This window comes from Paracoccus haeundaensis (assembly GCF_006239215.1).
Lineage (GTDB): Bacteria > Pseudomonadota > Alphaproteobacteria > Rhodobacterales > Rhodobacteraceae > Paracoccus > Paracoccus marcusii.
In genome coordinates this window covers 24,819-46,993 of sequence record NZ_VDDC01000030.1, presented here as the reverse complement: position 1 = coordinate 46,993, position 22,175 = coordinate 24,819, and the positions used below count along the sequence as shown (strand labels likewise).

Sequence of the window (22,175 nt, the reverse complement as noted above, 5' to 3'; positions counted from 1 at the left end):
ATCCGGTAATCTGGACCGCAGAGGAGGACGTGCCATGCCGAAATCGACCGAATATGCCGCCAAGGTCGCCGACGACCGGGGTTTCATCGCCTATGACGCCGAGGAGGATGCTGTCTGGCGCGACCTGATGGCCCAGCAGCTGCCCGCCGTGCGGGACCGGATGGCCTCGCCCTATCTGCGGGGTCTGGACCTGCTGGACCTGCCGCAGGACCGCGTGCCGCAATGCCCCGAGGTGTCGGCCAAGCTGGGCGCGCTGACCGGGTGGCGGGTGGAACCAGTGCCGGCGCTGATCGGGTTCGGGCGGTTCTTCGGCATGCTGGCCGACAGGACGTTCCCGGCCGCCAGCTTCATCCGCAAGCGCAAGCATTTCAACTATATCGAAGAGCCGGACATCTTCCACGAGATCTTCGGCCACACGCCGCTGCTGACCGATCCGGCCTTTGCCGCCTTCAGCCAGGCCATCGGCGCGGCGGGAACGCGCTGCGACAAGGCCGACTATGCCTGGCTGATCCGCCTGTATTGGTTCTCGATCGAATTCGGGCTGATGCGCGAGGATGGCCAGCTGAAGGCCCTGGGGTCGGGGCTGGCCAGTTCGGTCACCGAACTGCCCTGGGCCATTTCCGGGCAGGCGGAACAGCGGCCCTTCGACATGATCGACATCCTGCGCACGCCCTATCGGATCGATATCCACCAGCCGGTCTATTTCGTGATAGATGATCTGGACGACCTGTTCGCCGCCGCCCGGCGCGACCTGCTGGCCGACATCGCCCAGGCCCGCGCCCTGGGGCTGCACGCACCGAAATACCCGCCCAAGACCGCCGCCTGAAAGGACCGATGCCATGACCACCTGCGATCTTGCCGCCCGCGACTGCGAACCCTGCAAGGGGGGCGTGGCACCGCACGACCCGGCGACCGCCGCCACCATGCTGACCCGGCTGACGGACTGGACCCTGTCGGACGATGGCACCGCCATCACCCGTCGCTTCACCTTCAAGGGGTTCGCCAAGGCGGTGGAGATGGCGAACCTGGCCGCATGGCTGGGCAACAAGCAGGGCCACCATCCCGACATCGCCTTCGGCTGGGGCTATTGCACGGTGACCTTCACCACACACGAGGCCGGCGGGCTGACCGACAACGACTTCATCTGCGCCGCCCGGCTGGACGCGCTGGTGGCCTAAACGGCACGCGTCAGGGTTGTCCGGCGGCCCGTCACGGTCTATCCCCAAGGCCAGGGGTTTCCAGCATACGGGCCGTGCCGCATGACGAATCGTCGCCTTGTCCGGGATGACCGGCGCCAGACCGGGGGTCGCGTCCATGTCGCGCCATGAGACCAGCTGGCTGTCGCGCCGCCGGCGCGGCCACGCGGCCCGGCAATGGTCGCGGATGCTGAAATCGGTCACGCGCCGCGACCGGCCCCTGGATCCCGACCTGCGCGACGAGGCCCGCGACCTGCATCAGGTGCTGTCGCGTCTGCTGCACGCCGCCGACGCGCGCAGCGTGGGCGGCCGCGATTCCCTGTCGCGCATCGATCTGCCGGCGGGCACCGACTGGCGCTGGCGGCCCCAGATCCTGCAGGCGCGCCATGCCGCCCCCGCGCTGATCGCCCCGGAAGCGGGCCGGTGGCTGTCCCCCGAGGTGGCGCTGTTCCACGACTGCGCCGAACGTGCGCTGATCCTGCGGCAGGTGCGCAACCGCCGCGCCACCGACCTGTCCGATTACGGGCTGGCGCTGGAGGTGATGGGGTTTTCCGGCAGCTTCCTGTCGTTCTCGCTGTCGCTGCCGGTCGAGGCGCTGCGTGATCTGGGCGGGCATCACATCATCCGGCTGGACGCGACGCTGCAGGCGGAACGCCCCATCGCGGTCTATGCCCGGCTGAACATCCAGCAGGGTCCGAACACCGAAACCATGCTGCGCAAGATGGGCGAGCCGATCGAGGGCCGCCACTGCGACCGCAACGTCGAGTTCGACCTGGGCTATGCCGAACTGTCCGCCCGGTCGGTCGAGAAGGCATGGCTGGACCTGATCTTCGAGGCGCCCTTCATGAACGCGGTCGGCCTGCGCGACGTGATCCTGTCGCGCCATCCCCGCGCCCAGATCTGAGGATATGGCCATGCCGCATTTCGACAATCACGGCCTGAAGGGCGGCGTCTGGCGCGGCGCGCTGACGGGCATCGACGCACCCGGCATCCGGGTCGTGCTGATTCAGCACGCCGAGGTCCTGGCCGAGGCGCGCGTGACGGCCGACGGCCCCGGCCGCTGGCTGGTCGAGGCGGACCTGCCGGCCCAGGTCCTGTCGGACGGGGTGCAGACGCTGCTGCTGAAGACGGCGGCGGGGCCGGGACCGGACAGCGGGCCGGACGGGCATGTCCTGGCGCGGCTGTCGCTGATGGCTGGCCAGCCCCTGGACGAGGATCTGACCGCCGAGATCGCCGCCCTGCGGGCCGAGCTGGAACTGGTCAAGCGAGAGCTGCGCCGCTTTGCCGCCGACCTGACGGGGCGCTAGGTCCCGTCACCCGGCCGTCATGGTTCCTTGCGAAAAGCGGGGGGCGTGGCTATATCGCGGCTTCGCGACCCGCCCCCCGTGTTTCTTGACGTAAGGTTGACCATGACCCTGCCGCAGACGCCGCATTACCTGATCGACATGGCCCGTCTGCGCGCCAACATGGAAAAGGTCGCCCATCTGCGCGAGGCGTCGGGCGCCAAGGCGCTTCTGGCGCTGAAATGCTTTGCCACCTGGTCGGTCTTCGACCTGATGCGCGACTACATGGACGGGACCACGTCCTCGTCGCTTTATGAACTGCGCCTGGGGCATGAGACCTTCGGCAAGGAAACCCACGCCTATTCCGTGGCCTGGGCCGATCACGAGATCGACGAGGCGGTGGGTTACGCCGACAAGATCATCTTCAACAGCCTGTCGCAGCTGGACCGCTTCGGCGCCAAGGCCGCGGGCATCGCGACCGGCCTGCGGCTGAACCCGCGCTTTTCGACCAGCGGCTTCGATCTGGCCGACCCGGCGCGGCCGTTTTCCCGCCTGGGCGAAGGCGACGTGGAGCGGCTGGAATCCGCGCTGGACCGCATCAGCGGCGTGATGATCCACTACAACTGCGAAAACGGCGACTTCGACCTGTTCGACCGCCAGCTGACCCGGATCGAGGACGAGTTCGGCGCCATCCTGAAGCGCCTGGACTGGGTGTCCCTGGGCGGCGGCATCCACTTCACCGGCCAGGGCTATCCGCTGGACCGGCTGGCCGACCGCCTGAAGGCCTTCCAGGACCGCTTTGGCGTGCAGGCCTATCTGGAGCCCGGAGAGGCCAGCATCACCAACACCACCACGCTGGAGGTCAGCGTCCTGGACATCATCGACACCGGCAAGCCCGTGGCGATCGTGGACAGCTCGACCGAGGCGCATATGCTGGACCTGCTGATCTATCGCCAGGACGCCCGCCTGCCGCAGGAGGGCGATCACCGCTACCAGATCGCGGGCAAGACCTGCCTGGCGGGCGACATCTTCGGAGAGGCGGGCTTTGACCGGCCCCTGCGGATCGGCGACCGGGTCAGCATCCAGGATGCGGCCGGATACACGATGGTCAAGAAGAACTGGTTCAACGGCGTCGCCATGCCCGCCATCGCGCGCCGCGAGGAGGACGGAACGATCCGCACCGTCCGCAGCTTCGGTTACGACGAATACAAAGGCAGCCTGTCCTAAGGCCACCCATCCTCTGCCACCTGAAGGAGACAGAATTGGCGAAAAAGAACGTGCTCATCATCGGTGCGGGCGGCGTGGCGCAGGTCACGGCCCACAAGGTCGCGCAATGGGCGGCCGAATTCGGCGACCTGCACATCGCGAACCGCACGCAGGCCAAGGCCGACGCGATCATCCAGTCCTTGCGCGAGAAGGGTCATGACATGGCCTGGACCAGCCATGCGCTGGACGCGATGGACGCGGACGCGGTCGAGGCGCTGATCCGGCAGGTGGATGCGGGCATCGTCATCAACGTGGGCACGGCCTTCATCAACATGACCGTCCTTGAGGGCTGCATCCGCGCGGGCGCCGCCTACATCGACACGGCCATCCACGAGGATCCCGCCAAGATCTGCGAGACGCCGCCCTGGTACGGCAATTACGAATGGAAGCGCCGCGAGGACGTGGCCAAGGCGGGCATCACCGCCATCCTGGGCGCGGGCTTCGATCCGGGCGTGGTCAACGCCTATGCGCGCCTGGCCGAGGACGAGTATTTCGACAAGGTCGACAGCATCGACATCGTGGACATCAACGCCGGATCGCACGGCCGTTGGTTCGCCACGAATTTCGACCCCGAGATCAATTTCCGCGAGTTCACCGGCACGGTCTATTCCTGGCAGAAGGGCGCCTGGCAGGAGAACCGCATGTTCGAGGTCGGCCGCGAATGGGACCTGCCCGTCGTGGGCAAGCGCACCGCCTATCTGTCGGGCCATGACGAGGTCCACAGCCTGTCGGCCCGCTATCCCGATGCGGATGTGCGGTTCTGGATGGGGTTCGGCGAACACTACATCAACGTCTTCACCGTCCTGCAGAAGCTTGGCCTGCTGTCGGAACAGCCGGTCACGCTGGCCGACGGCACCGACGTGGTGCCGCTGAAGGTGGTCAAGGCCGTGCTGCCCGACCCGGCAAGCCTCGCCCCCGATTACGAGGGCAAGACCTGCATCGGCGACCTGGTCCGCGGCACCCGCGACGGCAAGGAGGCCGAGGTCTTCATCTACAACGTCGCCGACCACAAGGAGGCCTTCGAGGAGGTCGGAAGCCAAGGCATCAGCTATACCGCGGGCGTGCCCCCGGTCGCGGCGGCGATCCTGATCGCGCGCGGTCCATGGGACGCGGGCAAGATGGCCAATGTCGAGGATCTGCCCGCGCGGCCCTTCCTGGAACTGCTGGGAGAGATGGGCCTCCCCACCCGCGTCATCGACGCATCGGGCGATCATCCGGTCTGATTCAGGCCGATCCGGAATAACGTGAACGCGGCGGTTCGGAACATCCGAGCCGCCGCCTGCGTTTGCGCAGCACACGGGTGCCACCGGCGTTGGGGAACGCGGCGCCCGCATCGGGGGTTCGACATGCCAGGTCCTGAAGGACATCTTTTTCCACGGTTTTCACAACGCGCCGACAGCAAGGTCCCGGTTCTGGCGAACTGGGCCGTGATCGGCATCTTTCTGGTCATGGCCTTCGCCGCCATTGCCGCGGGGCGCGATTTCCTGATGCCCGTCACCATGGCGATGCTGCTGTTCTTCGTCTTCACGCCCTTGCGCCGATTTGCCGAACGCCGCGGCATCCCGGATGCGGCGACCGCTGCGGGCATCACCCTGTCGATCCTGCTGGCCGTGGGGGTGATCGCCTATGCCGCCAGCGGCCCGCTGAGCCGGGCGATGAGCAACATGCCCATCATCAGCGCGCAGCTGGAGCAGAAGTTCGACAGCGTCCGCGACAGCCTGTCGGACCTGCGCGAGGCCGCCGCACGCATCGACGAGGCGCAGAGCACCGATCCCGGCCCCGAGGAACCCCCCGCCATCCGCATCCAGCAGGAGGGCGAGACAACCCTGGGCACCGTCATGCACATGGCGCCGCTGCTGATGGGGCAGGTGCTGTTCACGCTGATCCTGCTGTTCTTCCTGATCGCGTCCGGCGACCTGCTGTATCTGAAGATCGTCCAGAGCTTCGACCGCATGCGCGACAAGCGCGGCGCTTATCTGGCCCTGCGCCAGATCGAGGATTCGCTTGGCAACTATCTGGGCGCCATCACCATCATCAATGCGGGGCTTGGCCTGGCGGTGGGGCTGACGATGTGGGCATGGGGGATGCCGGGCCCGCTTCTGTTCGGGATCGGGGCGTTCCTTCTGAACTTCATCCCCTATCTGGGGGCGATCACCGGGGTCGCCATATCGGGCATCGTGGCGCTGGTGGTGATGCCGGGGCTGTTCTGGCCGGCGATGGTCGCCGCAAGCTATCTAAGCCTGACATCGCTGGAGGGGCAGATCATCACGCCCTACTTCGTGTCGCGGCGGCTGCAGATGAACACGGTCGTGGTGTTCCTGGGCGTCGCGCTGTGGGCTTGGCTGTGGTCAGTCATCGGGATGATCATCGCGGTGCCGGTGCTGGTGGTGATCCGCGTGCTGGCCGAACACATCCCCGGGTGGGAGAAGTTCGGCAACTTCCTGGCCGGCGACGAACCCCCCGCCCTGACCGACGAGGACGAGGACGAGGCCCGCGAACTGGTCGAGGCGGGTGCCGCCGCCGAGGATGGCCCCGCCGCCCGCGCGGTCACGGCCGAACTGGTCGCGACCCACGACGCCACCGATGCGCCATAGAAAAACGGGCCGGCGATCGCCGGCCCGTTTTCAATTGTCATGGGCGTAAGGCTCAGCCTGCGGGCAGAGTGGGTGCGATCTCGTTGACGGCGGCCTCGATCTGTTGGCAGGTCGCCTCGACGGTGCTGCCGCGCTCTTCGACGGCGTCGGCCAAGGACACCTCGGTTCCGCCGACGGACACGGTGCCTTGGGCGCCCTTCTCCTCGGCGGCGCTGCCGACGGCCTCGTCACCGCCCTGCAGAAGGCCGACCAGCTTGCCTTGGGCCTCGACGGCCTCGGCCCCGGTGAAACCCTGCTTCTGGCAGTACTGCAGGATGCCTAGCTGGTTGCGCGCGGCCTCGTAGGTGGTGCCAGGATCGGCGGGGGCGGCCTGCGCGGGGGCGTCCTGTGCAGGCGCTGCGGCATCCTGTGCGACAACGGCGGCGGGCAGCAGGCCCAGACCCATGGCGAATGCGATCTTGCGGATCATGTCGTTTCCTTTTTCTGCGTACCCGGTGGTGATCCGGACAACGTCGGCAGGACGCTAGACCGAGCGATCGGGAATGACCCGACCCGCACCGTCCATGGCCGCCATACCGGCAAGACCCTGCCTGAAACCCGCCCTGGGATCGCCGGATCTGGGCAGGTTCCGGCGCAAGCTTGTCGGCTGCCGATCACATCGGCACACGAAATCATCAGCGGCCCCCGTGACACGGGCGTGATTGAACCGTTCGTCTGCCCAAAGGTTGGGTCCGTGACAGCGGCATCGACCGCAGCGAATCACAGGAGAGTACGATGACCAATCCGATCGCATCCCTGAAGCTGGGCGGCGCGGCCGCCGTCCTGACCGCCCTGATGGCGACGGCGTCCCTGGCCCAGACCGCCGTGCCAACCGAGGGGATGACCACCATGGAGGAGGTCCAGTTCCCGACCCTTGACGGTTTCGCAACCGACCAGGAGGTCATCGACAGCCTGTCCGCCCAAGGCTACGAGAATGTCGTCGTCCTGCGCGGCCCCGAGACGCTGATCGTCAGCGGGGAACGCGGTGGCCTGCCGACCGAGCTGATCTTCAGCGCCACGGACGGGACGCTGCTGATGGTCGACGGGATCGAGCCGGCGACCGACGGCTGATCTGATGATCCCTTGTTGAACAGGCCGGGCCATGCGCCCGGCCTTTTTCATAGGTCACGGCGCGTCGGGATCCTGCGCCAGCCGGTCCAGCGCCGCGGACAGGGCGGCCGCGTCAGGTCCCAGTTCCGCCAGCAGGCGATCCTGGAACGCTTGCGCGACCTGGCCCAACCGATCCATCAGATCGCGCCCTTGCGGGGTCAGTTCCAATGCGATCAGGCGGCGGTCGCCCGCATGGTCCGACTTGGCGACCAGACCGGCCTGTTCCAGCCGCGTCGCCGCCCGGCTGACGACCGACTTGTCCAGGCTGACGCGGTTGTGGATGTCGCGCACGCTGACGGAACCAGAGTGGTTCAGATGCGCCAGCACGCGCCATTCGGGAATCGTCAGCCCGGCCTCGGCCGCATAGAGGCGGGCGAAACGGCGGCTGACCTGCTGGGCCGCGACGGCCAGGCGATAGGGCAGAAAGTCGTCCAGGTGAAAGGCCATGATCCCCTCCGGTCCGGATCAGATGGCCCGAAAGCGGGGCAGGGGGCAACCGCCCGTCACACCAGTCCCAGCATCAGCGGCACCGCGATCAGCGTGGCCAGGGCGGCGGTCTGGACCAGCAGCATGGCGATGGCGGCAGCGCCGACCTGCGCCATGCGCGCCAGTGCGGTCTTCATGCCGACCGCGGCCACGGCGGCGACCAGCAGGGCCCGAGACAGGGTCGAGGCGGCATCGGTCACGGGCAGCGGCACCAGATGCGCCGAATTCGCCGCCGCCAGCACCAGAAACACCAGCACGAAGCCCGGCAGCAGCGGTGGACGCGCGGCCCCCGCGGGCGCGGCGCGGCGCAGGACCAGCGCCGCGATCAGCACGACGGGCGCCAAGAGCGTCACGCGGATCAGCTTGACCACGGTGGCGATGTCGCCTGTCTCCTCGGACACGGAATAGCCCGCGCCTACGACCTGGGCCACGTCATGGATCGTGGCACCCAGGAACAGGCCGGTCTGGTGCTGGTCCAGGCCCAGGCCCGCCGCCAGCATCGGATAGACGATCATCGCGAAGGTCGACATGACCGTGACGGTGATCACGGTAAAGGACAGGTCGCGTTCCGCGCTGTCCCGCGCGGGCAGGACGGATGCGATGGCCATCGCCGCCGATGCCCCGCAGATCGCCACCGACCCGCCGGTCAGCAGGCCGAAGGCGCGGTCCTGGCCCAGCCTGCGCGCCAGCGCGACCGATCCCAGGATCACCACCGCGACCGATCCCGCGACCAATGCCACGAAGGGCCAGCCGATCGCGGCGACCATGTCCAGCGACACCCGCAGGCCCAGCAGCGCGACCCCCGCGCGCAGCAGGGTGCGGGCGGCAAAGTCGATGCCGGGACCGGCGCGGTCGTCCTCGGCCAGGAAATGCAGCGGCATGCCCAGCAGGATCGCCATCAGCATCACCGGCACGCCGTAATGGCCGGACAGGAACTGCGCCGCCATGGCGACTGTGACGGCCAGCATCAGGCCGGGCGCCAGGGCGCGCGCGCGGGCGGCAAGGGGGATGTCGGTGCGGGTCATGGGCGTCCAAGGGGGCCGGGTCGCGGCCCCCGGCAGGGGTTACTGGATGTCGCGGGCGCGTTCCTCGGCCAGCGCGGTCTCGGCCTGAGACACGGCCTCGCGGAAGCTGGCCAGGATCTCCTCGCCACCGTCGACATTGCTGGTGAACCAGTCATAGACCGGGGCCGCGGCCTCGGTGAAGGCGGCCTTCTCCTCGGCCGTGGGGACATAGACCTCGCCGCCGCCGGCGCGGAACTCCTCATAGGCCGCGATGGACTTGCGCTTGGGCGAGGCGAAGGTCGCCTGCTGCAGCTGGGCGAACCCGTCGACGACGATGGCGCGCATGTCCTCGGGCATCTCCATGAAGCGCTCGTTCGACATCCACCACATCGCGCCCATGTAGGCGTGGCCGTCCAGCGTCAGGTATTGCAGCCCGGCTTCGGGGAAACGCATCGACATGATGTCTGTGATGCCGTTCGCGGTGCCCTCGACCACGTTGGTCTGCAGCGAGGTGAACAGTTCCGCCCAGGGGATCGGCGTGGGCGAGGCGTCCAGCGCGCGCACCAGCTCCTGCGGCAGGTCGGCCACCACGGTGCGCATCTTCAGGCCCGACAGGTCGGCGGGCGTCTGGATGCGGCGCTTGGTGTTGGCGAAGTTGCGCCAGCCGCCGGTGTTGCCGATCGTCATCAGCCGCAGCATCCCGCCCGAATCCTCCAGCGTCATGTCGCGCAGCTGGCGGGTGAAATCGCCCGTCAGGACGCGTTCGGCCACCCGGTCGTCGGCCATGATGTAGGGCAGGTCCAGGACCTGCAGATAGGGAAACAGCCCCGCCGCCCCGTCCGAGGTCGAGATGTAGACGTCGATCGAGCCGTCGGCCACGCCCTGCAGGCATTCCGCACCGTTCGAGCAGAGCTGCGTGCCCATGAAGATCTCGACCGCGATGGCGCCGTTGGAGGCCGCCTCGACATGCGACTTGAAGACCTGCAGGCCGTCGAAATCCTCGTCGTTCTCGTTCGAGTTGGCCACGGCGCGCAGGGTGTATTCCTGTGCCATGACGGGGGTGGCCAGCGCCAGGGCGGCGGCCAGGGTCAGTGCGGGTTTCAGCATGGTATCCTCCCTTGGTGGTCTCAGTCCGCAAAGCCGGTCAGGCGCGGGATGGTCATGGAAATGGCCGGGACATAGGTGATCAGGAAGATCACCAGCACCTCGACCAGCAGGAACGGCAGGATGGCGCGGGCGATGGTCATGACCTTTTCGCCCGACACCGCAGAGGCCACGAACAGCACCAGCCCCATGGGCGGCGTGGCCAGGCCCACCGTCAGGTTGACGCACATGATGATCGCGAAATGCACGCTGTCGACGCCCATGCCGGTGAAGACCGGCCCCAGGATCGGCGCCAGGATGATGATCGCGGGGCCCGCGTCCAGGAACATGCCGACGACGAACAGGAACAGGTTGATCATCAGCAGCAGGATCAGCGGGTCGGCGGTCAGCGTCAGGATCCAGTCGGCCATCATCTGCGGCGTCTGCGACAGCGAGATCACCGTCTTGAACGACATCGCCGCACCCACCAGCAGCAGCACCACCGCCGAGGTCAGCGCTGCGCGGCCCAGGACGTCCGGCAGTTCCGCGATCTTCATCGTGCGCAGCACGAACAGGCTGATGACCAGCGCATAGACGGCGGCGACGGCGGCGGCCTCGGTGGGCGTGAAGACGCCGCCCAGGATGCCGCCCAGGATGATAACCGGGGTCATCAGCGGAAAGAACGCCTTGAGGCTGGCCTGTCCGCGCTGGCCCCAGCTTTGGCGGGGCGCGGCGATGGGAAAGTCGTAGCGGTCGGCCATGACCTTGACCGCGATCATCAGGCCCACGCCCACCAGGATGCCGGGCACGATGCCCGCCAAAAACAGCGCCGCGACGCTTTCGCCCATCACATAGGCATAGATGATCATGATCCCCGACGGCGGGATGATCGGCCCGATGACCGAGCTGGCCGCGGTGATCGCGGCGGCGAAGCGGCGGGTATAGCCCTGCTTCTCCATCGCCGGGATCAGCATGGACCCAAGCGCCGAGGTGTCGGCCACGGCCGACCCCGACAGGCCCGCGAACAGCATCGACGACAGGATGTTCACATGCGCCAGGCCGCCGCGGAAATGTCCCATCAGGGCCTGGGCGAATTCGACCAGGCGCAGCGTGATGCCGCCGCGGTTCATCAGCTCGCCCGCCAGCATGAAGAATGGGATCGCCATCAGCGGAAAGCTGTCCATGCCGTTATAGAGGTTGCGGTACAGCAGCGTCAGGTCGCGTTCCTGTCCGTTCAGCATCAGCAGGATGCCCGGCGCCGCCAGCATCCCGAAGAACACCGGCAGGCCGATCAGCAGAAAGGTCAGGAACAGCGGCAGAAACAGGATCAGCATCACTCGGCCCCCCGCAGGCCCGCATCCAGCCCCTCGATCGGGGGCAGGTCGCGGGCGCCGCCCAACTGCGCCAGGATGCGCAGGATCAGTTCGACATTCACGGAAATCAGCAGCATCAGCCCGACCGGGATCGACGCCATCATCCAGGACCGCGGTACCCGGTACCAGTCGCTTAAATCTAGCGACGTGGGCAGGAACAGCGATGCGCTGGCAAAGCGTCCGCCCAGGCCCGTCACCTCGCGCCAGCCGATCTGCACGGCTGCGACCAGCACCACCAGCGACACGACCAGCAGGACCAGGTTCAGCAGCCGCGCGGCCGTCGCGGGCAGCATGGCGGGAAGAAAGTCGATCGCGACGAAACCCCCGCGCCGGAACGCGGTCGGCGCCATCAGGCCGGTCATCCACAGCATGCAGAACCGCGCGGCCTCGTCCGGCCAGGCCAGGGCGCTGTTGAAGCCATAGCGGGCGACGACCTGCACGATGGTCACCACGACCATCAGGCCGATGGCCACGATGCCCACCGCGCGCCCCGCGCGCAGCAGCTGTTCGTTGATCCGGGACAATGGCCGGACAAGGCCCGTCAGCAGGCGCATCTTGGGTGTCTCCTCCCCCGTTTCGTGACGGTGCCGGGCCTCCTCCTGCCCGGCGCCGCGGTCGGTCAGCCTCTGGCGATCCCGGCGATCTGCCCGCCGAAGAAGGCCAGCGGATCGCCTTCGGTGATCTGGGCGTGCAGGACGCGACCGACGATGATCATGTGGTCGCCCGCCTCGTGCATGGCGAACAGGTCGCAATCGAACCGGGCCAGGCAGCGGTCCAGCACCGGCACGCCATGCGCGTTCGCGGACAGGCCCGCATGGTCCAGCGCGTTGCGGTTGCGCGCGACGGTCCAGGCCAGGTCGGCCTGGTCGGCGGCCAGCACGTGGATGGCGAAATGGCGCGCCTGCGCAAAGACCGGAAAGCGCGAGCTGGCCAGCGCCGGCGACCACATCACCAGCGGCGGATCCATCGAGATGGACGAGAAGCTGTTGGCGGTCATCGCCGCGCAGCCGCCCTCGGTCGCGGCGGTCACCACCGTGACCCCGGTCGCGAAGCGGCCAAAGGCATCGCGCAGCAGCCGCCCGTTCTGCGGATCGGGAACGAAGCTGTGCGGGATCGGTCGCGTCATGGCACCTCTTGCCCAAGGGCTGCTTGGTAAAGGCGGAACCACTGCACGCGGTCCAGCCGGACCTTTTCGGCATCGGCGATCCGGGCGATCCGTGCAAGCGAATTGGTGCCCATGACCGGCAGGATGGTCGCGGGGTGGCGCAACAGGAACGCAACAGCCACCGCCGCGCGGTCCACGCCGAATTCCGCCGCCAGCGCGTCCATTTCAGCGGCAACGGGTCCGTGACCGGTCATCAGGCTGCCGCCGCCCAGGGGCGACCAGGCCATGACCGGGTCGCGGCGGCGCTGATGAAAGGCCAGGTCGCCGTTGGTGAAGGGCTGGATCGCGGCCAGCGACACCTCGATCTGGTTGGTGACCAGCCGGGTCTGCATCGACCCTTGCAGCAGTTCCACGTCCCAGGGGCGGAAGTTCGACACGCCCACCGCGCGGACCTTGCCCGATGCCACCAGCGCGTCCAGCGCCGCGCCCGTGTCGTCGGGGTCCATCAGCGGGTCGGGGCGGTGGATCAGCAGCAGGTCGATCCGGTCCGTGCCCATATCGCGCAGCGACGTGTCAACCGCGGCGCGGATGTGGTCGCCGGATGTGTCGTAATGCTTGCAGGCCGCGTCGGCGTATTTGCCGATCGGTGCGATGATGTCGCATTTCGTGACGATCTCGATCCGGTCGCGCAGGCCGGGGCTGGCACGCAGGGCGGCGCCCAGGATGCCTTCGGCGGTATAGGCGCCATAGATGTCGGCCTGGTCCATCGTGGTGATGCCCTGGTCCAGGCAGGCCTCGATCTTGGCCTGGACATGGGCGGGCGAGGTGTCGGCATCGTCGCCGATCCGCCACATGCCATAGACCAGCCGCGACAGGCTCAGATCATCGGTCAGCGTCACACGGTTCATCTCAGCGCCTTTCGCCGGTGCCCAGGGGCGTTGCGGGGGTGGTGTCGGGCACGCGGCCCTGGACACGGTTCAACTGGCAGGTATTCATCTGGGGCAGGACGCGGCTGCCGAAATGGCAGGCCTCGTCCTTGTGGGGATAGCCCGACAGGATGAAGGCGCGGATGCCCATGCGACGCAGCTCCTCCAGCTTGGTTAGGACCTGGTCGGTCGATCCGACGATGGCCGCGCCGCAGCCCGACCGCGCCCGGCCCACGCCGGTCCACAGGTTGGGCTCGATATAGCCCTCCAGATCGGCCAGCTCTCGGTTGCGCGCCTGGCGGCTGACGCCGAGCGAGCCCGCGTCCAGCGCGCGTTCGCGGATCAGCCGACCCTGGTCATCGTCCAGCTGGCTGACCAGGTCGCGGGCATATTCGCGGGCCTCGGCCTCGGTGTCGCGGACGATCACATGGGCGCGAAAGCCGTAATCCAGCGTGCGGCCGTATTTCTCTGCCGCGGCATGGGCGGCGCGCATCCGGTCGGCGATGTCCTCGGTCTTTTCGGGCCACATCAGATAGACGTCGCAATGCTGGCCGCACAGGTCCAGCGCGTCGGGGGAATAGCCGCCGAAATAGAGCATCGGCCCGCCCGTCTGATAGGGCTGGACAGGATCGGTGGTCAGGCCGCTGAAGTCATAGACCTGTCCCTGATAGTTGATTTCGCCCTGCGTCCAAGCCTGCTTCAGGATCTCGACCACCTCGCGACTGCGCTGATAGCGGAAGGGGCTGGGCTCCTGCTGGCCGGGGAAATCGCTGCTGATGATATTGACCGTCAGGCGGCCCTCCAGCATGTGGTCCAGCGTGGCGATGGTGCGGGCCAGCATGATCGGCTGCATCTCTCCGCAGCGGACGGCAGCCAGCATGTTGATGCGTTGGGTGATCGGCGCGCAGCCGGCCACGAAGGACAGCGTGTCCTGTCCGACCTGATAGCTGGACGGGCACAGGATGTTGCCGAACCCCTGCCGTTCGGCCGTGCGCACGATGTCCGAACAATGCGCCCAGCTTGACCGCAGCGACCCGTCGGGCACGCCCAGATGGCGGTAATCGTCGGAACACAGCGCCGCGAACCAGGCGACCTCGACGGCATCCAGATCGGCTGAGGTGACGGGGACGACGGTCATGGTTTCCTCCCGGGACGGCGTCGGATTTCCCTTTGCATAGCGCCCCCCATCGTGTAAATCAATGGTGTATCAATTTACCGGGGGACGGTCGTGGCAGGGGCAGGCGAACATCGGTCGGACGCGTTGCCGATCCACCTGCAGATCACCGAAATGATGATTCGCGACATCGCCGCGGGTCGTCTGGTCGATGGCCAGAAGCTGCCGCCCGAACGCCAGATGGCCCAGGCGCATGACACCACCGTGCGGACCCTGCGCAAGGCGCTGGCCGAACTGGAGGCGCAGGGCCTGCTGGACCGTCGGCAGGGATCGGGGAACTACATCCGGGCGGGCGAACCGACGCGGGCGGTCTATTCGATGTTCCGGCTGGAACATGCGCAGGGCGGGGGCGGCCTGCCGCGCGCGCGGCTGCTGTCGGTCGGATCGCATCCCAAGGATGCCGGCCAGCCCGCCTATGGCAGCGCCGATCACGGCACCCGGTTCCGGCGCCTGCGGTTCCTGGACGACACCCCCATCGCGGTCGAGGAGATCTGGCTGGACGGCGGGGCCGGGGCCATTCCCCCCGAGATGGTGCAGGATTCGCTGTACCTGACCTACAAGCGGGCGCTGAAGCTGTGGATCACCCGGGCCGAGGATCGCGTCGGCCTGGGCACCGTGCCCGACTGGGCGCCGCCCGATTTCGCGCCCCGCCCCGGCAGCACGACCGCCTTCATCCAGCGCCTGTCCTGGGCGCAGACCCAGGACGCGGTCGAATTCTCGCGCACCTGGTACGACACCGACCGCGCGCTCTACGTCCAGCGCCTCGTCTAAGGAGATCCCATGACCATGCAAGACAGCCGCGTGATCACCTATGGCGTGATCGGCTGTGGGATGATGGGCCAGGAACACCTGCGCAACATCGCCCTGCTGCCCGGTACCGCCATCGGTGCCATCTTCGAACCCGACGCCGCCATGCGCGCCCGCGCCGCGGCGCTGGCCCCCGGTGCGCGCATGGTCGACAGCGTGGCCGACCTGCTGGCGCATCCGGGGCTGGACTGCCTGCTGATCGCCAGCCCGAACCACCGCCATGTCGAACAGCTGCAGGCCGTGGCCGCGCACAGGCCGCTGCCGGTGCTGGTGGAAAAGCCGCTGTTCACCCAGGCGTCGGACGCGGCGGCGGTGGCGGAACTGGCCGCACGGCACGCGGCGCCGGTCTGGGTCGCGATGGAGTACCGCTACATGCCCCCCGTCGCCCGGCTGCTGGAGATGGCCCAGGAGGCCACCGGCGGCATCCGCATGCTGAGCATCCGCGAACACCGCTATCCGTTCCTGTCCAAGGTCGGGCAGTGGAACCGCTTCAACCGCTACAGCGGCGGGACGTTCGTCGAGAAGTGCTGCCATTTCTTCGACCTGATGCGGTTGGCGCTGGGGTCTGACCCGGTCCGCGTCATGGCGACCGGCGGGCAGGCGCTGAACCACCTGGACGAGGTGCATGACGGCCGGACGCCCGACATCTTCGACCACGGCTATGTCGCGGTGGACTTTGCCGACGGCACCCGCGCCATGCTGGAGCTGTGCATGTTCGCCGAAGGATCGCGCTGGCAGGAGGAGATCAGCGCCGTGGGCCCCCGCGGCAAAATCGAGGCCTTCGTGCCGGGTCCCACGCGCTTTTGGCCCGCGCATCTGGGCGATCCGCCCGTGGCGCAGGTCGTTGTGTCGCCCCGCGAACCCCGCGGGCCGCAGGTCCACGTGATCCCCGTGGACCCGACGCTGCTGGATGCGGGGGATCACAACGGCTCGACCTTCTATCAGCACCGGGGGTTCTTGGAACTTGTCCGCGGCCAGCGCGACCGCCCCGACGTCAGCGTCGAGGACGGCATCTGGGCCGTGCGCATGGGGCTGGCGGCGCAGACCGCGATGATCGAGCGGCGCGTCGTCGAATTGTGACGCCCCGCACAGCGGATGTGCGGCCAAGGCAGTGCCGCGCATCCGCGAAACGCGCTATCAGGGGAAAAATCCGCATCGAAGGCCCCCCATGCGCCAGAACACCAAAGCCAGCTATGGCAGCGTCGCCCGCAGCCTGCACTGGCTGACCGCCCTGATCATCCTGTCCAACATCGCCCTGGGCCTGTGGGCCGAACGCATCCCGCTGGAGCAGATGGCGCTCAAGGTGCAGGTGTTCTCGTTCCACAAGACGCTGGGTCTTGCGGCGCTGGTCGTGGCGCTGGTGCGCATCGGCTGGGCGCTGACCCAAACGCGCCCCGCCCCCGTCCACCCCGAACGCCGGCTGGAGACCCTGCTGGCCGAGGCGGTGCATTGGACGCTTTACGGGTCGATGGTGCTGGTGCCGGTGACGGGCTGGATCGAACATGCCGCGACCGACGGGTTCGCGCCGATCCTGTGGCCCTTGGGGCAGGGGCTGCCGCTGGTACCGAAATCGCCCGCCCTGGCGATGGTCATGGCCCAGGTGCATCACGTCTTTGCCTTCCTGCTGATCGGGTCGGTGGTCTTGCATGTGGCAGGCGCCATCAAGCATGCGGTGATCGACCGCGACGGGGTGCTGGGCCGCATGACGCGGGGCGTGCCCGCGGGCCGGGGCATCGCCGCCCGCCACGCGCTGCCGGCGCTGGTCGCGGTGGCGGTCTTCGGGGCGGGGGCGGCCTATGCGCTGGCCACCGCGCCGCGCGACGCGGCCCCGGTGGCGACGCTGGAACAGGCGGCGTCCGAATGGCAGGTCACCGACGGTGAACTCGGCTTTGCCGTGCGCCAGATGGGATCGACCGTGACCGGCAGCTTTGCCGACTGGACGGCGGCGATCACGTTCGACCCGGACAGCGGCACGGGCGCCGTGACGGTGACCATCAACATGGACAGCGTCACCATCGGCACCGTCACCGACCAGGCCAAGGGGGCCGAGTTCTTCGACGTCGCCGCCCATCCTACCGCGGTCTTCGAGGGCACGATCCGACCCGAGGGCGCGGGCTATGTCGCCGAAGGACCGCTGCGCCTGCGCGACCAGCAGATGCCCGTCACGCTGCCCTTCGATCTGACCATCACGGACGGCGTCGCCGTGATGCAGGGGCAGGCCGTGATGGACCGCCGCGACTGGCAGGTGGGGGCGGGATATGCCGACGAACGCACGGTGGGGTTCCAGGTGGACCTGACCGTCGCGCTGACCGCCACACGGTGATGTGCGCTGGCTGACAGCCCCTGTTCGCGCATCGCTAGTTGCCCCACGGGCCGCTTCCAAGGATGGTGCCCCCACAACAAACGGAGATTCCGATGCTGAAAACGACCGCCCTGACCGCCGCTTTCGCCCTTGTCGCCGGTGCCGCCCTGGCCGAGCCGCAGGCCTACAGCCTGGACACCTCGCACAGCCAGATCGTGTTCGACTACAGCCACCTGGGCTTCTCGACCACGACGGGCATGTTCGGCGACATCACCGGCACGATCATGTTCGACGCCGAGGATCCGGCCGCATCCTCGGTCGAGGCGACGTTCCCCGTCGCTTCGCTGATGACCGGCTTTGCAGGCCGTGACGAGCACTTCCTGTCGCCCGACTTCTTCGGCGCCGAGGGTGCCGCCCCCGAGGTGACCTTCAAGTCCACCGGCATCGAGGTCACCGGCGACACCACCGCGCTGATCACCGGCGATCTGACCCTGAACGGCGTCACCAAGGAGGTCGTGCTGGACACCACGCTGAACCAGCAGGGCACCCACCCGATGGAGAACAAGCCTTGGCTGGGCTTTGACGCGACCACCACCCTGCTGCGCAGCGACTTCAACGCCGGCATGTTCGCCCCCGCCGTGTCGGACGAGGTCGAGGTCCGCATCTCGGTCGAGGCGATGCCCGCCGAATGATCGCCGATCCGGCGTGACGACAGGGGCCCGTGGCATCGCCGCGGGCCCTTTCGCATGTCGCCGATCCGATAGCCGGGTCGCGGCCGGCATGGTTGACTGGTCTGCGCGAATCACCGCTGGATCGGAAGGCCGCCGCATGACCGCCAAGACCATCCTTGCCCTGCTGGCGGCGCTGCCGCTGGCCGCCTGCGCCGGTGACGACCTGACCGGCCCCGCCGCCACCGCCTGCCGCGCGGCCATCGCGGCCCAGGTGGGCAGGGGCCTGTCCGCCGTCACCGTCGTCACCATGACCGAAACGCAGGCAGGCGCCGACATCCAGGCCGCCGTCACCGGGGCAGAGGCGCCATGGACCTGTCGGACCGACGCCGCCCATCGCGTCCTGGGCGTGATGTATTCCGGCAGCGAGGGGGCCTTGTGAGCCCAAAAAGACAAGATGCCCGCAGGTCACCTGGGGCAGGGTTCACAAGATTGCATTTGGGGGGATGACTGGTAGCGGAGGAGGGACTCGAACCCCCGACACGCGGATTATGATTCCGCTGCTCTAACCAACTGAGCTACTCCGCCACGAGTAGCGGCGATCTAAAAGACTGGCGCAGGGCCGTCAAGCGGGTTTTGCCAAAAAGCGCGCGCAGAGCGTTCGGGGCGCTAGATCTGCAGGCCCGCGCAGCGCGCGGTGTTGCGGATGTGGTCGCGCATATGCGCCTGCGCCGCGTCGGGATCGCGCCGTTCCATCGCGGCTAGGATGGCGCGGTGTTCGGCGATGGACTGCGCCATGCGATCGGGGTCGGTGTTCGGGATCGGCTGGCGCTGCGTCTCGGTCAGCAACTGGCTGACGGTACTGTACAACGTGGCCAGCATCCGGTTCGGGCAGGCCTGCGCGATGCCCTGATGCAGGGCCAGGTCGGCGTCCACATGGGCGACCAGGTCGCCCTGCGCCCAAGCCTGCTCGAACTGGGCGGCGGCCGATTGCAGGCCGGCCAGCGCATCGGGGGTGATGGCGGATGCGGCCAGCCGCGCCAGCTCTCCCTCGATCAGCAGGCGGGTCTGGAACACTTCGCGCAGATCGTGGGCATCGTCATAGCGCCATGTCGTCTGCGCGGGCCGCGTTGCCGGGTCCATCACGAAGGTCCCCCGCGCGGGCAGGGTCTGGACCAGGCCCAAGGTCTCCAGCGTCAGCAGCGCCTCGCGCAGCGACGGGCGCGACACGTTCAGCTGTTCCGACAGCACCCGCTGCGACGGCAGCCGCTCTCCGGCCTTGAGTTCGCCCGACCGGATCATCTCCTGCAGGCGACGCGCGATGGTCTGCGTCACCGGTCCCTTGTCCCACATCACCCGCGCATTGCCCTTTCCGTCGGCATCGTGTCCGCCATCCATCTGCACAGGAACCACGGCCATTGCAAACCGGATCGGCCCGTGGCTTGATACTGGTCAGACCGGTTTGGCCGGTCAATCCAGAATCATAAAGACGGGGAGATGATCATGCACGGAAAAAGGATGCGCCGCACGGCCATGGCACTGGTGCTGCTTGCCGGTTCGGCCCTTGCCGCCTCGGCACAGGAGACCCTGACGGTGGGCGCCAACATCGGCAACGTCCCGTGGGAGTTCCAGGACGATGCCGGCCAGTTCGTGGGCTTCGAGATCGACCTGGTCGCCGCCGTGGCCGACCGCATGGGCGCCGAGGTCGAGACGGTGAACATTCCCTTCAACGGGCTGTTCTCTGCCGTGCAGTCGGGCCGGATCGACATCGCGACCAGCTCCATCACCATCACCGACGAACGCCTGGAATCGGTGACCTTCGCCCAGCCCTATTACGACAGCGACCAGTCGCTGACCGCCCTGGCCGAGGGGCCGAAATCGCTGGCCGAGATGAAGGACAAGGTCGTCGGCGTCGACACCGGATCGACCGGCGACATGTGGGCGACCGAGAACCAGGCCGAATACGGGTTCGCCGACATCCGCCGCTATGAGGGGCTGGCGCCCGCGATGCTGGACCTGCAGGCGGGGCGGATCGACGGGTACGTGTCGGACATCCCGGCGCTGCAGTACTACGTCAAGGACAAGCCGCAGCTGGCCGTCGTCGAACGCATCCCGACCGGAGAGAAGTATTCGATGATGTTCGCCAAGGACGCCGAACTGGCGACCGAGGTCAACACCATCCTGGACGCGCTGAAGACCGAGGGCGTGGTGGCCGAGCTGCACGAGAAATGGTTCGGCGTCGCCCCCGACGCGGAGTCGTCCACCGTCACCGTCCTGCCGATGCCGACGCTCAACTGATCCTACAGCCGGGTCCGGGCCCGTCCCGGACCCGAAGGGATGCACATGGATATCTTCGACACCTTCCTGAACGCCGAGGTGATGCGGCGGACCTTTCCCATGCTGCTGCAGGGTCTGTGGATCACGCTGCAGCTGGGGGCGGCCAGCATCGTCGCGGGGCTGGTGCTGGGCCTGGGGCTGGCGATGGCGCGGCTGTACGGGCCCGGCCCGGTCCGGTTCGTGACACGGCTCTATATCGACATCTTCCGGTCGATCCCGCTGCTGGTGCTGCTGATCATCGTCTATTACGCGCTGCCCTTCGTGGGTCTGCGCCTGTCGCCATTCGCATCCGCCATGAGCGCGCTGACGCTGGTGTCGGGCGCCTATACGGCCGAGATCTTTCGCGCGGGCATCGAGGCGATCCCCAAGGGCCAGTTCGAAGCCTCCGCCGCCCTGGGCCTGAACGGCCGCCAGACCATGGCCGACGTGATCCTGCCGCAGGCGGTGCGGATCGTCATTCCGCCGCTGACCAACAATTCGATCAACGTGGTCAAGGACACCGCCCTGGCATCCGTCGTGGCCATGCCCGACCTGCTGAAGCAGGCGACGCAGGCGCAGGCGCTGGCGGCCAATCCCACGCCGCTGATCGTGGCCGCGGTGATCTATATCGCGTTCCTGTGGCCGCTGGTGGCGCTGGTGTCGCGCATGGAACGCCGCTTTGCGGCCCGGAGGCGCTGAGATGACCGGTTTCGTCAGCATCCGCAACCTGCGGAAATCCTATGGCAGCTTCGAGGCGCTGCGCGGCATCGACCTGGACGTCGCCAAGGGCGAGGTGGTGTGCATCATCGGCCCGTCGGGGTCCGGCAAATCAACCCTGATCCGCTGCATCAACCGCCTGGAGGGGTTCGACCCCGCAAGCGAGATCCGCGTGGACGGCACCTCCGTCACCACCGGCCGCGCGCTGGCCAAGGTGCGGGCCGAGGTGGGCATGGTGTTCCAGTCCTTCAACCTGTTCCCGCATCTGACGGTGCGTGAAAACGTCATGCTGGCGCCCCGCCGCGTGCGCCGCACCACGCGGGCGGATGCCGCGGCCCAGGCCGACCGCCTGCTGGCCCGCGTGGGCATTTCCAGCCAGGCTGACAAGTACCCCGAGAATCTGTCCGGCGGCCAGCAGCAGCGCGTCGCCATCGCACGGGCACTGGCGATGGAGCCGCAGGTGATGCTGTTCGACGAACCGACCAGCGCGCTGGACCCCGAAATGGTGGGCGAGGTGCTGGACGTCATGCGCGATCTGGCCCGCACCGGCACCACCATGATCGTCGTCACGCACGAGATGGGATTCGCGTCCCAGGTGGCCGACCGCGTCATCTTCATGGATGCGGGCCAGATCGTCGAACAGGGACCGCCCGCGCAGGTGCTGTCCGACCCCCAAGAACCACGCACGCGCAATTTTCTGGGCGCGGTGCTGAACCACTGAAGGAC

26 protein-coding genes and 1 tRNA gene are annotated in these 22,175 nt (G+C 67.8%); 16 read left to right on the top strand and 11 right to left on the bottom strand.

Features of this window, described 5'->3' with window-relative positions; all coding sequences use genetic code 11:
• Positions 1–34 precede the first annotated feature (34 nt).
• The 7 genes from phhA (at position 35) to FHD67_RS15415 (ending at position 6,339) form a co-directional block, all read left to right on the top strand.
• Positions 35–826, top strand: a complete 792-nt coding sequence (phhA, locus tag FHD67_RS15445; RefSeq protein ID WP_139599216.1) for a phenylalanine 4-monooxygenase — start codon at positions 35–37, stop codon at positions 824–826.
• A gap of 13 nt (positions 827–839) precedes the next feature.
• Positions 840–1,178 carry a 4a-hydroxytetrahydrobiopterin dehydratase gene (locus FHD67_RS15440; RefSeq protein ID WP_139599215.1) on the top strand — a complete coding sequence of 113 codons (339 nt, stop codon included), beginning with the start codon at positions 840–842 and terminating at the stop codon, positions 1,176–1,178.
• 106 nt (positions 1,179–1,284) lie between these two features.
• The gene (locus FHD67_RS15435) at positions 1,285–2,100 is read left to right on the top strand and encodes a DUF6478 family protein (RefSeq protein WP_139599214.1); all 816 of its coding nucleotides are present in this window, start codon (positions 1,285–1,287) and stop codon (positions 2,098–2,100) included.
• Between the two features lie 10 nt (positions 2,101–2,110).
• Positions 2,111–2,503, top strand: a complete 393-nt coding sequence (locus FHD67_RS15430; protein WP_046001261.1) for a hypothetical protein — start codon at positions 2,111–2,113, stop codon at positions 2,501–2,503.
• A 108-nt stretch (positions 2,504–2,611) separates the two neighbouring features.
• Positions 2,612–3,706 carry a carboxynorspermidine decarboxylase gene (gene nspC, locus FHD67_RS15425; protein ID WP_176695152.1) on the top strand — a complete coding sequence of 365 codons (1,095 nt, stop codon included), beginning with the start codon at positions 2,612–2,614 and terminating at the stop codon, positions 3,704–3,706.
• Between the two features lie 35 nt (positions 3,707–3,741).
• Positions 3,742–4,968, top strand: a complete 1,227-nt coding sequence (locus FHD67_RS15420; RefSeq protein ID WP_139599212.1) for a saccharopine dehydrogenase family protein — start codon at positions 3,742–3,744, stop codon at positions 4,966–4,968.
• Between the two features lie 123 nt (positions 4,969–5,091).
• Positions 5,092–6,339 carry an AI-2E family transporter gene (locus FHD67_RS15415; RefSeq protein WP_139599211.1) on the top strand — a complete coding sequence of 416 codons (1,248 nt, stop codon included), beginning with the start codon at positions 5,092–5,094 and terminating at the stop codon, positions 6,337–6,339.
• A gap of 52 nt (positions 6,340–6,391) precedes the next feature.
• Here the strand turns inward: FHD67_RS15415 and FHD67_RS15410 are convergent, their stop codons facing one another.
• Positions 6,392–6,808, bottom strand: a complete 417-nt coding sequence (locus FHD67_RS15410; protein WP_139599210.1) for a pore-forming ESAT-6 family protein — start codon at positions 6,806–6,808, stop codon at positions 6,392–6,394.
• Between the two features lie 305 nt (positions 6,809–7,113).
• Between FHD67_RS15410 and FHD67_RS15405 the strand changes: the two genes are divergently transcribed.
• Positions 7,114–7,449, top strand: a complete 336-nt coding sequence (locus FHD67_RS15405) for a hypothetical protein (protein ID WP_139599209.1) — start codon at positions 7,114–7,116, stop codon at positions 7,447–7,449.
• A gap of 54 nt (positions 7,450–7,503) precedes the next feature.
• On the opposite strand, the gene FHD67_RS15400 is transcribed toward FHD67_RS15405, so the two are convergent.
• From FHD67_RS15400 to FHD67_RS15365, 8 genes are all read right to left on the bottom strand, one after another.
• Positions 7,504–7,935 carry a MarR family winged helix-turn-helix transcriptional regulator gene (locus FHD67_RS15400; protein WP_139599208.1) on the bottom strand — a complete coding sequence of 144 codons (432 nt, stop codon included), beginning with the start codon at positions 7,933–7,935 and terminating at the stop codon, positions 7,504–7,506.
• Between the two features lie 56 nt (positions 7,936–7,991).
• Positions 7,992–8,999, bottom strand: a complete 1,008-nt coding sequence (locus FHD67_RS15395) for a YeiH family protein (protein WP_046001268.1) — start codon at positions 8,997–8,999, stop codon at positions 7,992–7,994.
• 39 nt (positions 9,000–9,038) lie between these two features.
• Entirely contained in the window at positions 9,039–10,085 is a 1,047-nt protein-coding gene (locus FHD67_RS15390; protein WP_139599207.1) for a TRAP transporter substrate-binding protein, read from the bottom strand.
• 20 nt (positions 10,086–10,105) lie between these two features.
• Positions 10,106–11,395, bottom strand: coding sequence for a TRAP transporter large permease (locus tag FHD67_RS15385; RefSeq protein WP_045982414.1), 1,290 nt, complete (start codon positions 11,393–11,395; stop codon positions 10,106–10,108).
• Positions 11,395–11,988, bottom strand: a complete 594-nt coding sequence (locus FHD67_RS15380; protein ID WP_046001270.1) for a TRAP transporter small permease — start codon at positions 11,986–11,988, stop codon at positions 11,395–11,397. The genes FHD67_RS15385 and FHD67_RS15380 overlap by 1 nt, the downstream gene beginning before the upstream one ends.
• 65 nt (positions 11,989–12,053) lie before the next feature.
• A complete protein-coding gene (locus FHD67_RS15375) occupies positions 12,054–12,560 on the bottom strand; it encodes a flavin reductase family protein (protein WP_045982416.1) in 507 nt (168 codons plus the stop codon).
• Positions 12,557–13,447, bottom strand: coding sequence for an aldo/keto reductase (locus tag FHD67_RS15370; protein WP_046001272.1), 891 nt, complete (start codon positions 13,445–13,447; stop codon positions 12,557–12,559). The genes FHD67_RS15375 and FHD67_RS15370 overlap by 4 nt, the downstream gene beginning before the upstream one ends.
• A gap of 1 nt (position 13,448) precedes the next feature.
• Positions 13,449–14,603 carry an LLM class flavin-dependent oxidoreductase gene (locus tag FHD67_RS15365; protein WP_139599206.1) on the bottom strand — a complete coding sequence of 385 codons (1,155 nt, stop codon included), beginning with the start codon at positions 14,601–14,603 and terminating at the stop codon, positions 13,449–13,451.
• A 90-nt stretch (positions 14,604–14,693) separates the two neighbouring features.
• Between FHD67_RS15365 and FHD67_RS15360 the strand changes: the two genes are divergently transcribed.
• The 5 genes from FHD67_RS15360 (at position 14,694) to FHD67_RS15340 (ending at position 18,858) form a co-directional block, all read left to right on the top strand.
• Positions 14,694–15,410, top strand: coding sequence for a GntR family transcriptional regulator (locus FHD67_RS15360; protein ID WP_369799445.1), 717 nt, complete (start codon positions 14,694–14,696; stop codon positions 15,408–15,410).
• Positions 15,411–15,419: 9 nt separating this feature from the next.
• Entirely contained in the window at positions 15,420–16,526 is a 1,107-nt protein-coding gene (locus FHD67_RS15355) for a Gfo/Idh/MocA family protein (protein WP_425467277.1), read from the top strand.
• Positions 16,527–16,614: 88 nt separating this feature from the next.
• Entirely contained in the window at positions 16,615–17,769 is a 1,155-nt protein-coding gene (locus FHD67_RS15350; protein ID WP_139599205.1) for a cytochrome b/b6 domain-containing protein, read from the top strand.
• 95 nt (positions 17,770–17,864) lie between these two features.
• Entirely contained in the window at positions 17,865–18,440 is a 576-nt protein-coding gene (locus tag FHD67_RS15345; RefSeq protein WP_045982427.1) for a YceI family protein, read from the top strand.
• A gap of 136 nt (positions 18,441–18,576) precedes the next feature.
• Positions 18,577–18,858, top strand: a complete 282-nt coding sequence (locus FHD67_RS15340) for a hypothetical protein (protein ID WP_139599204.1) — start codon at positions 18,577–18,579, stop codon at positions 18,856–18,858.
• 69 nt (positions 18,859–18,927) lie between these two features.
• Here the strand turns inward: FHD67_RS15340 and FHD67_RS15335 are convergent.
• Positions 18,928–19,004: transfer RNA gene (locus tag FHD67_RS15335), tRNA-Met, on the bottom strand.
• A gap of 81 nt (positions 19,005–19,085) precedes the next feature.
• Entirely contained in the window at positions 19,086–19,835 is a 750-nt protein-coding gene (locus FHD67_RS15330; RefSeq protein WP_232303368.1) for a FadR/GntR family transcriptional regulator, read from the bottom strand.
• A gap of 99 nt (positions 19,836–19,934) precedes the next feature.
• On the opposite strand from FHD67_RS15330, the gene FHD67_RS15325 reads away from it, so the two are divergent.
• The 3 genes from FHD67_RS15325 to FHD67_RS15315 are packed head-to-tail and all read left to right on the top strand — an operon-like array spanning position 19,935 to position 22,170.
• Complete coding sequence (locus FHD67_RS15325; protein WP_232303369.1) at positions 19,935–20,714, top strand: ABC transporter substrate-binding protein; 780 nt, start codon at positions 19,935–19,937, stop codon at positions 20,712–20,714.
• A 45-nt stretch (positions 20,715–20,759) separates the two neighbouring features.
• Positions 20,760–21,431 carry an amino acid ABC transporter permease gene (locus FHD67_RS15320; protein ID WP_045982421.1) on the top strand — a complete coding sequence of 224 codons (672 nt, stop codon included), beginning with the start codon at positions 20,760–20,762 and terminating at the stop codon, positions 21,429–21,431.
• Position 21,432: 1 nt separating this feature from the next.
• Positions 21,433–22,170: an amino acid ABC transporter ATP-binding protein gene (locus FHD67_RS15315; RefSeq protein ID WP_046001276.1), complete on the top strand. Its 738-nt coding sequence runs from the start codon at positions 21,433–21,435 to the stop codon at positions 22,168–22,170.
• Positions 22,171–22,175: the final 5 nt, after the last annotated feature.

What these genes read in the sequence shown, in the direction of transcription:
- FHD67_RS15435 (WP_139599214.1), top strand. Translation starts at nt 1,285, where the DNA reads ATGACCGGCGCCAGACCGGGGGTCGCGTCCATGTCGCGCCATGAGACC.
- FHD67_RS15400 (WP_139599208.1), bottom strand. Translation starts at nt 7,935, where the DNA reads ATGGCCTTTCACCTGGACGACTTTCTGCCCTATCGCCTGGCCGTCGCG.
- FHD67_RS15355 (WP_425467277.1), top strand. Translation starts at nt 15,420, where the DNA reads ATGACCATGCAAGACAGCCGCGTGATCACCTATGGCGTGATCGGCTGT.
- FHD67_RS15370 (WP_046001272.1), bottom strand. Translation starts at nt 13,447, where the DNA reads ATGAACCGTGTGACGCTGACCGATGATCTGAGCCTGTCGCGGCTGGTC.
- FHD67_RS15415 (WP_139599211.1), top strand. Translation starts at nt 5,092, where the DNA reads ATGCCAGGTCCTGAAGGACATCTTTTTCCACGGTTTTCACAACGCGCC.
- FHD67_RS15340 (WP_139599204.1), top strand. Translation starts at nt 18,577, where the DNA reads ATGACCGCCAAGACCATCCTTGCCCTGCTGGCGGCGCTGCCGCTGGCC.
- FHD67_RS15430 (WP_046001261.1), top strand. Translation starts at nt 2,111, where the DNA reads ATGCCGCATTTCGACAATCACGGCCTGAAGGGCGGCGTCTGGCGCGGC.
- FHD67_RS15375 (WP_045982416.1), bottom strand. Translation starts at nt 12,560, where the DNA reads ATGACGCGACCGATCCCGCACAGCTTCGTTCCCGATCCGCAGAACGGG.
- FHD67_RS15315 (WP_046001276.1), top strand. Translation starts at nt 21,433, where the DNA reads ATGACCGGTTTCGTCAGCATCCGCAACCTGCGGAAATCCTATGGCAGC.
- FHD67_RS15325 (WP_232303369.1), top strand. Translation starts at nt 19,935, where the DNA reads ATGCGCCGCACGGCCATGGCACTGGTGCTGCTTGCCGGTTCGGCCCTT.
- FHD67_RS15440 (WP_139599215.1), top strand. Translation starts at nt 840, where the DNA reads ATGACCACCTGCGATCTTGCCGCCCGCGACTGCGAACCCTGCAAGGGG.
- FHD67_RS15320 (WP_045982421.1), top strand. Translation starts at nt 20,760, where the DNA reads ATGGATATCTTCGACACCTTCCTGAACGCCGAGGTGATGCGGCGGACC.
- FHD67_RS15395 (WP_046001268.1), bottom strand. Translation starts at nt 8,999, where the DNA reads ATGACCCGCACCGACATCCCCCTTGCCGCCCGCGCGCGCGCCCTGGCG.
- FHD67_RS15330 (WP_232303368.1), bottom strand. Translation starts at nt 19,835, where the DNA reads ATGGCCGTGGTTCCTGTGCAGATGGATGGCGGACACGATGCCGACGGA.
- FHD67_RS15405 (WP_139599209.1), top strand. Translation starts at nt 7,114, where the DNA reads ATGACCAATCCGATCGCATCCCTGAAGCTGGGCGGCGCGGCCGCCGTC.
- FHD67_RS15365 (WP_139599206.1), bottom strand. Translation starts at nt 14,603, where the DNA reads ATGACCGTCGTCCCCGTCACCTCAGCCGATCTGGATGCCGTCGAGGTC.
- FHD67_RS15390 (WP_139599207.1), bottom strand. Translation starts at nt 10,085, where the DNA reads ATGCTGAAACCCGCACTGACCCTGGCCGCCGCCCTGGCGCTGGCCACC.
- FHD67_RS15385 (WP_045982414.1), bottom strand. Translation starts at nt 11,395, where the DNA reads ATGCTGATCCTGTTTCTGCCGCTGTTCCTGACCTTTCTGCTGATCGGC.
- phhA (WP_139599216.1), top strand. Translation starts at nt 35, where the DNA reads ATGCCGAAATCGACCGAATATGCCGCCAAGGTCGCCGACGACCGGGGT.
- FHD67_RS15410 (WP_139599210.1), bottom strand. Translation starts at nt 6,808, where the DNA reads ATGATCCGCAAGATCGCATTCGCCATGGGTCTGGGCCTGCTGCCCGCC.
- FHD67_RS15350 (WP_139599205.1), top strand. Translation starts at nt 16,615, where the DNA reads ATGCGCCAGAACACCAAAGCCAGCTATGGCAGCGTCGCCCGCAGCCTG.
- FHD67_RS15380 (WP_046001270.1), bottom strand. Translation starts at nt 11,988, where the DNA reads ATGCGCCTGCTGACGGGCCTTGTCCGGCCATTGTCCCGGATCAACGAA.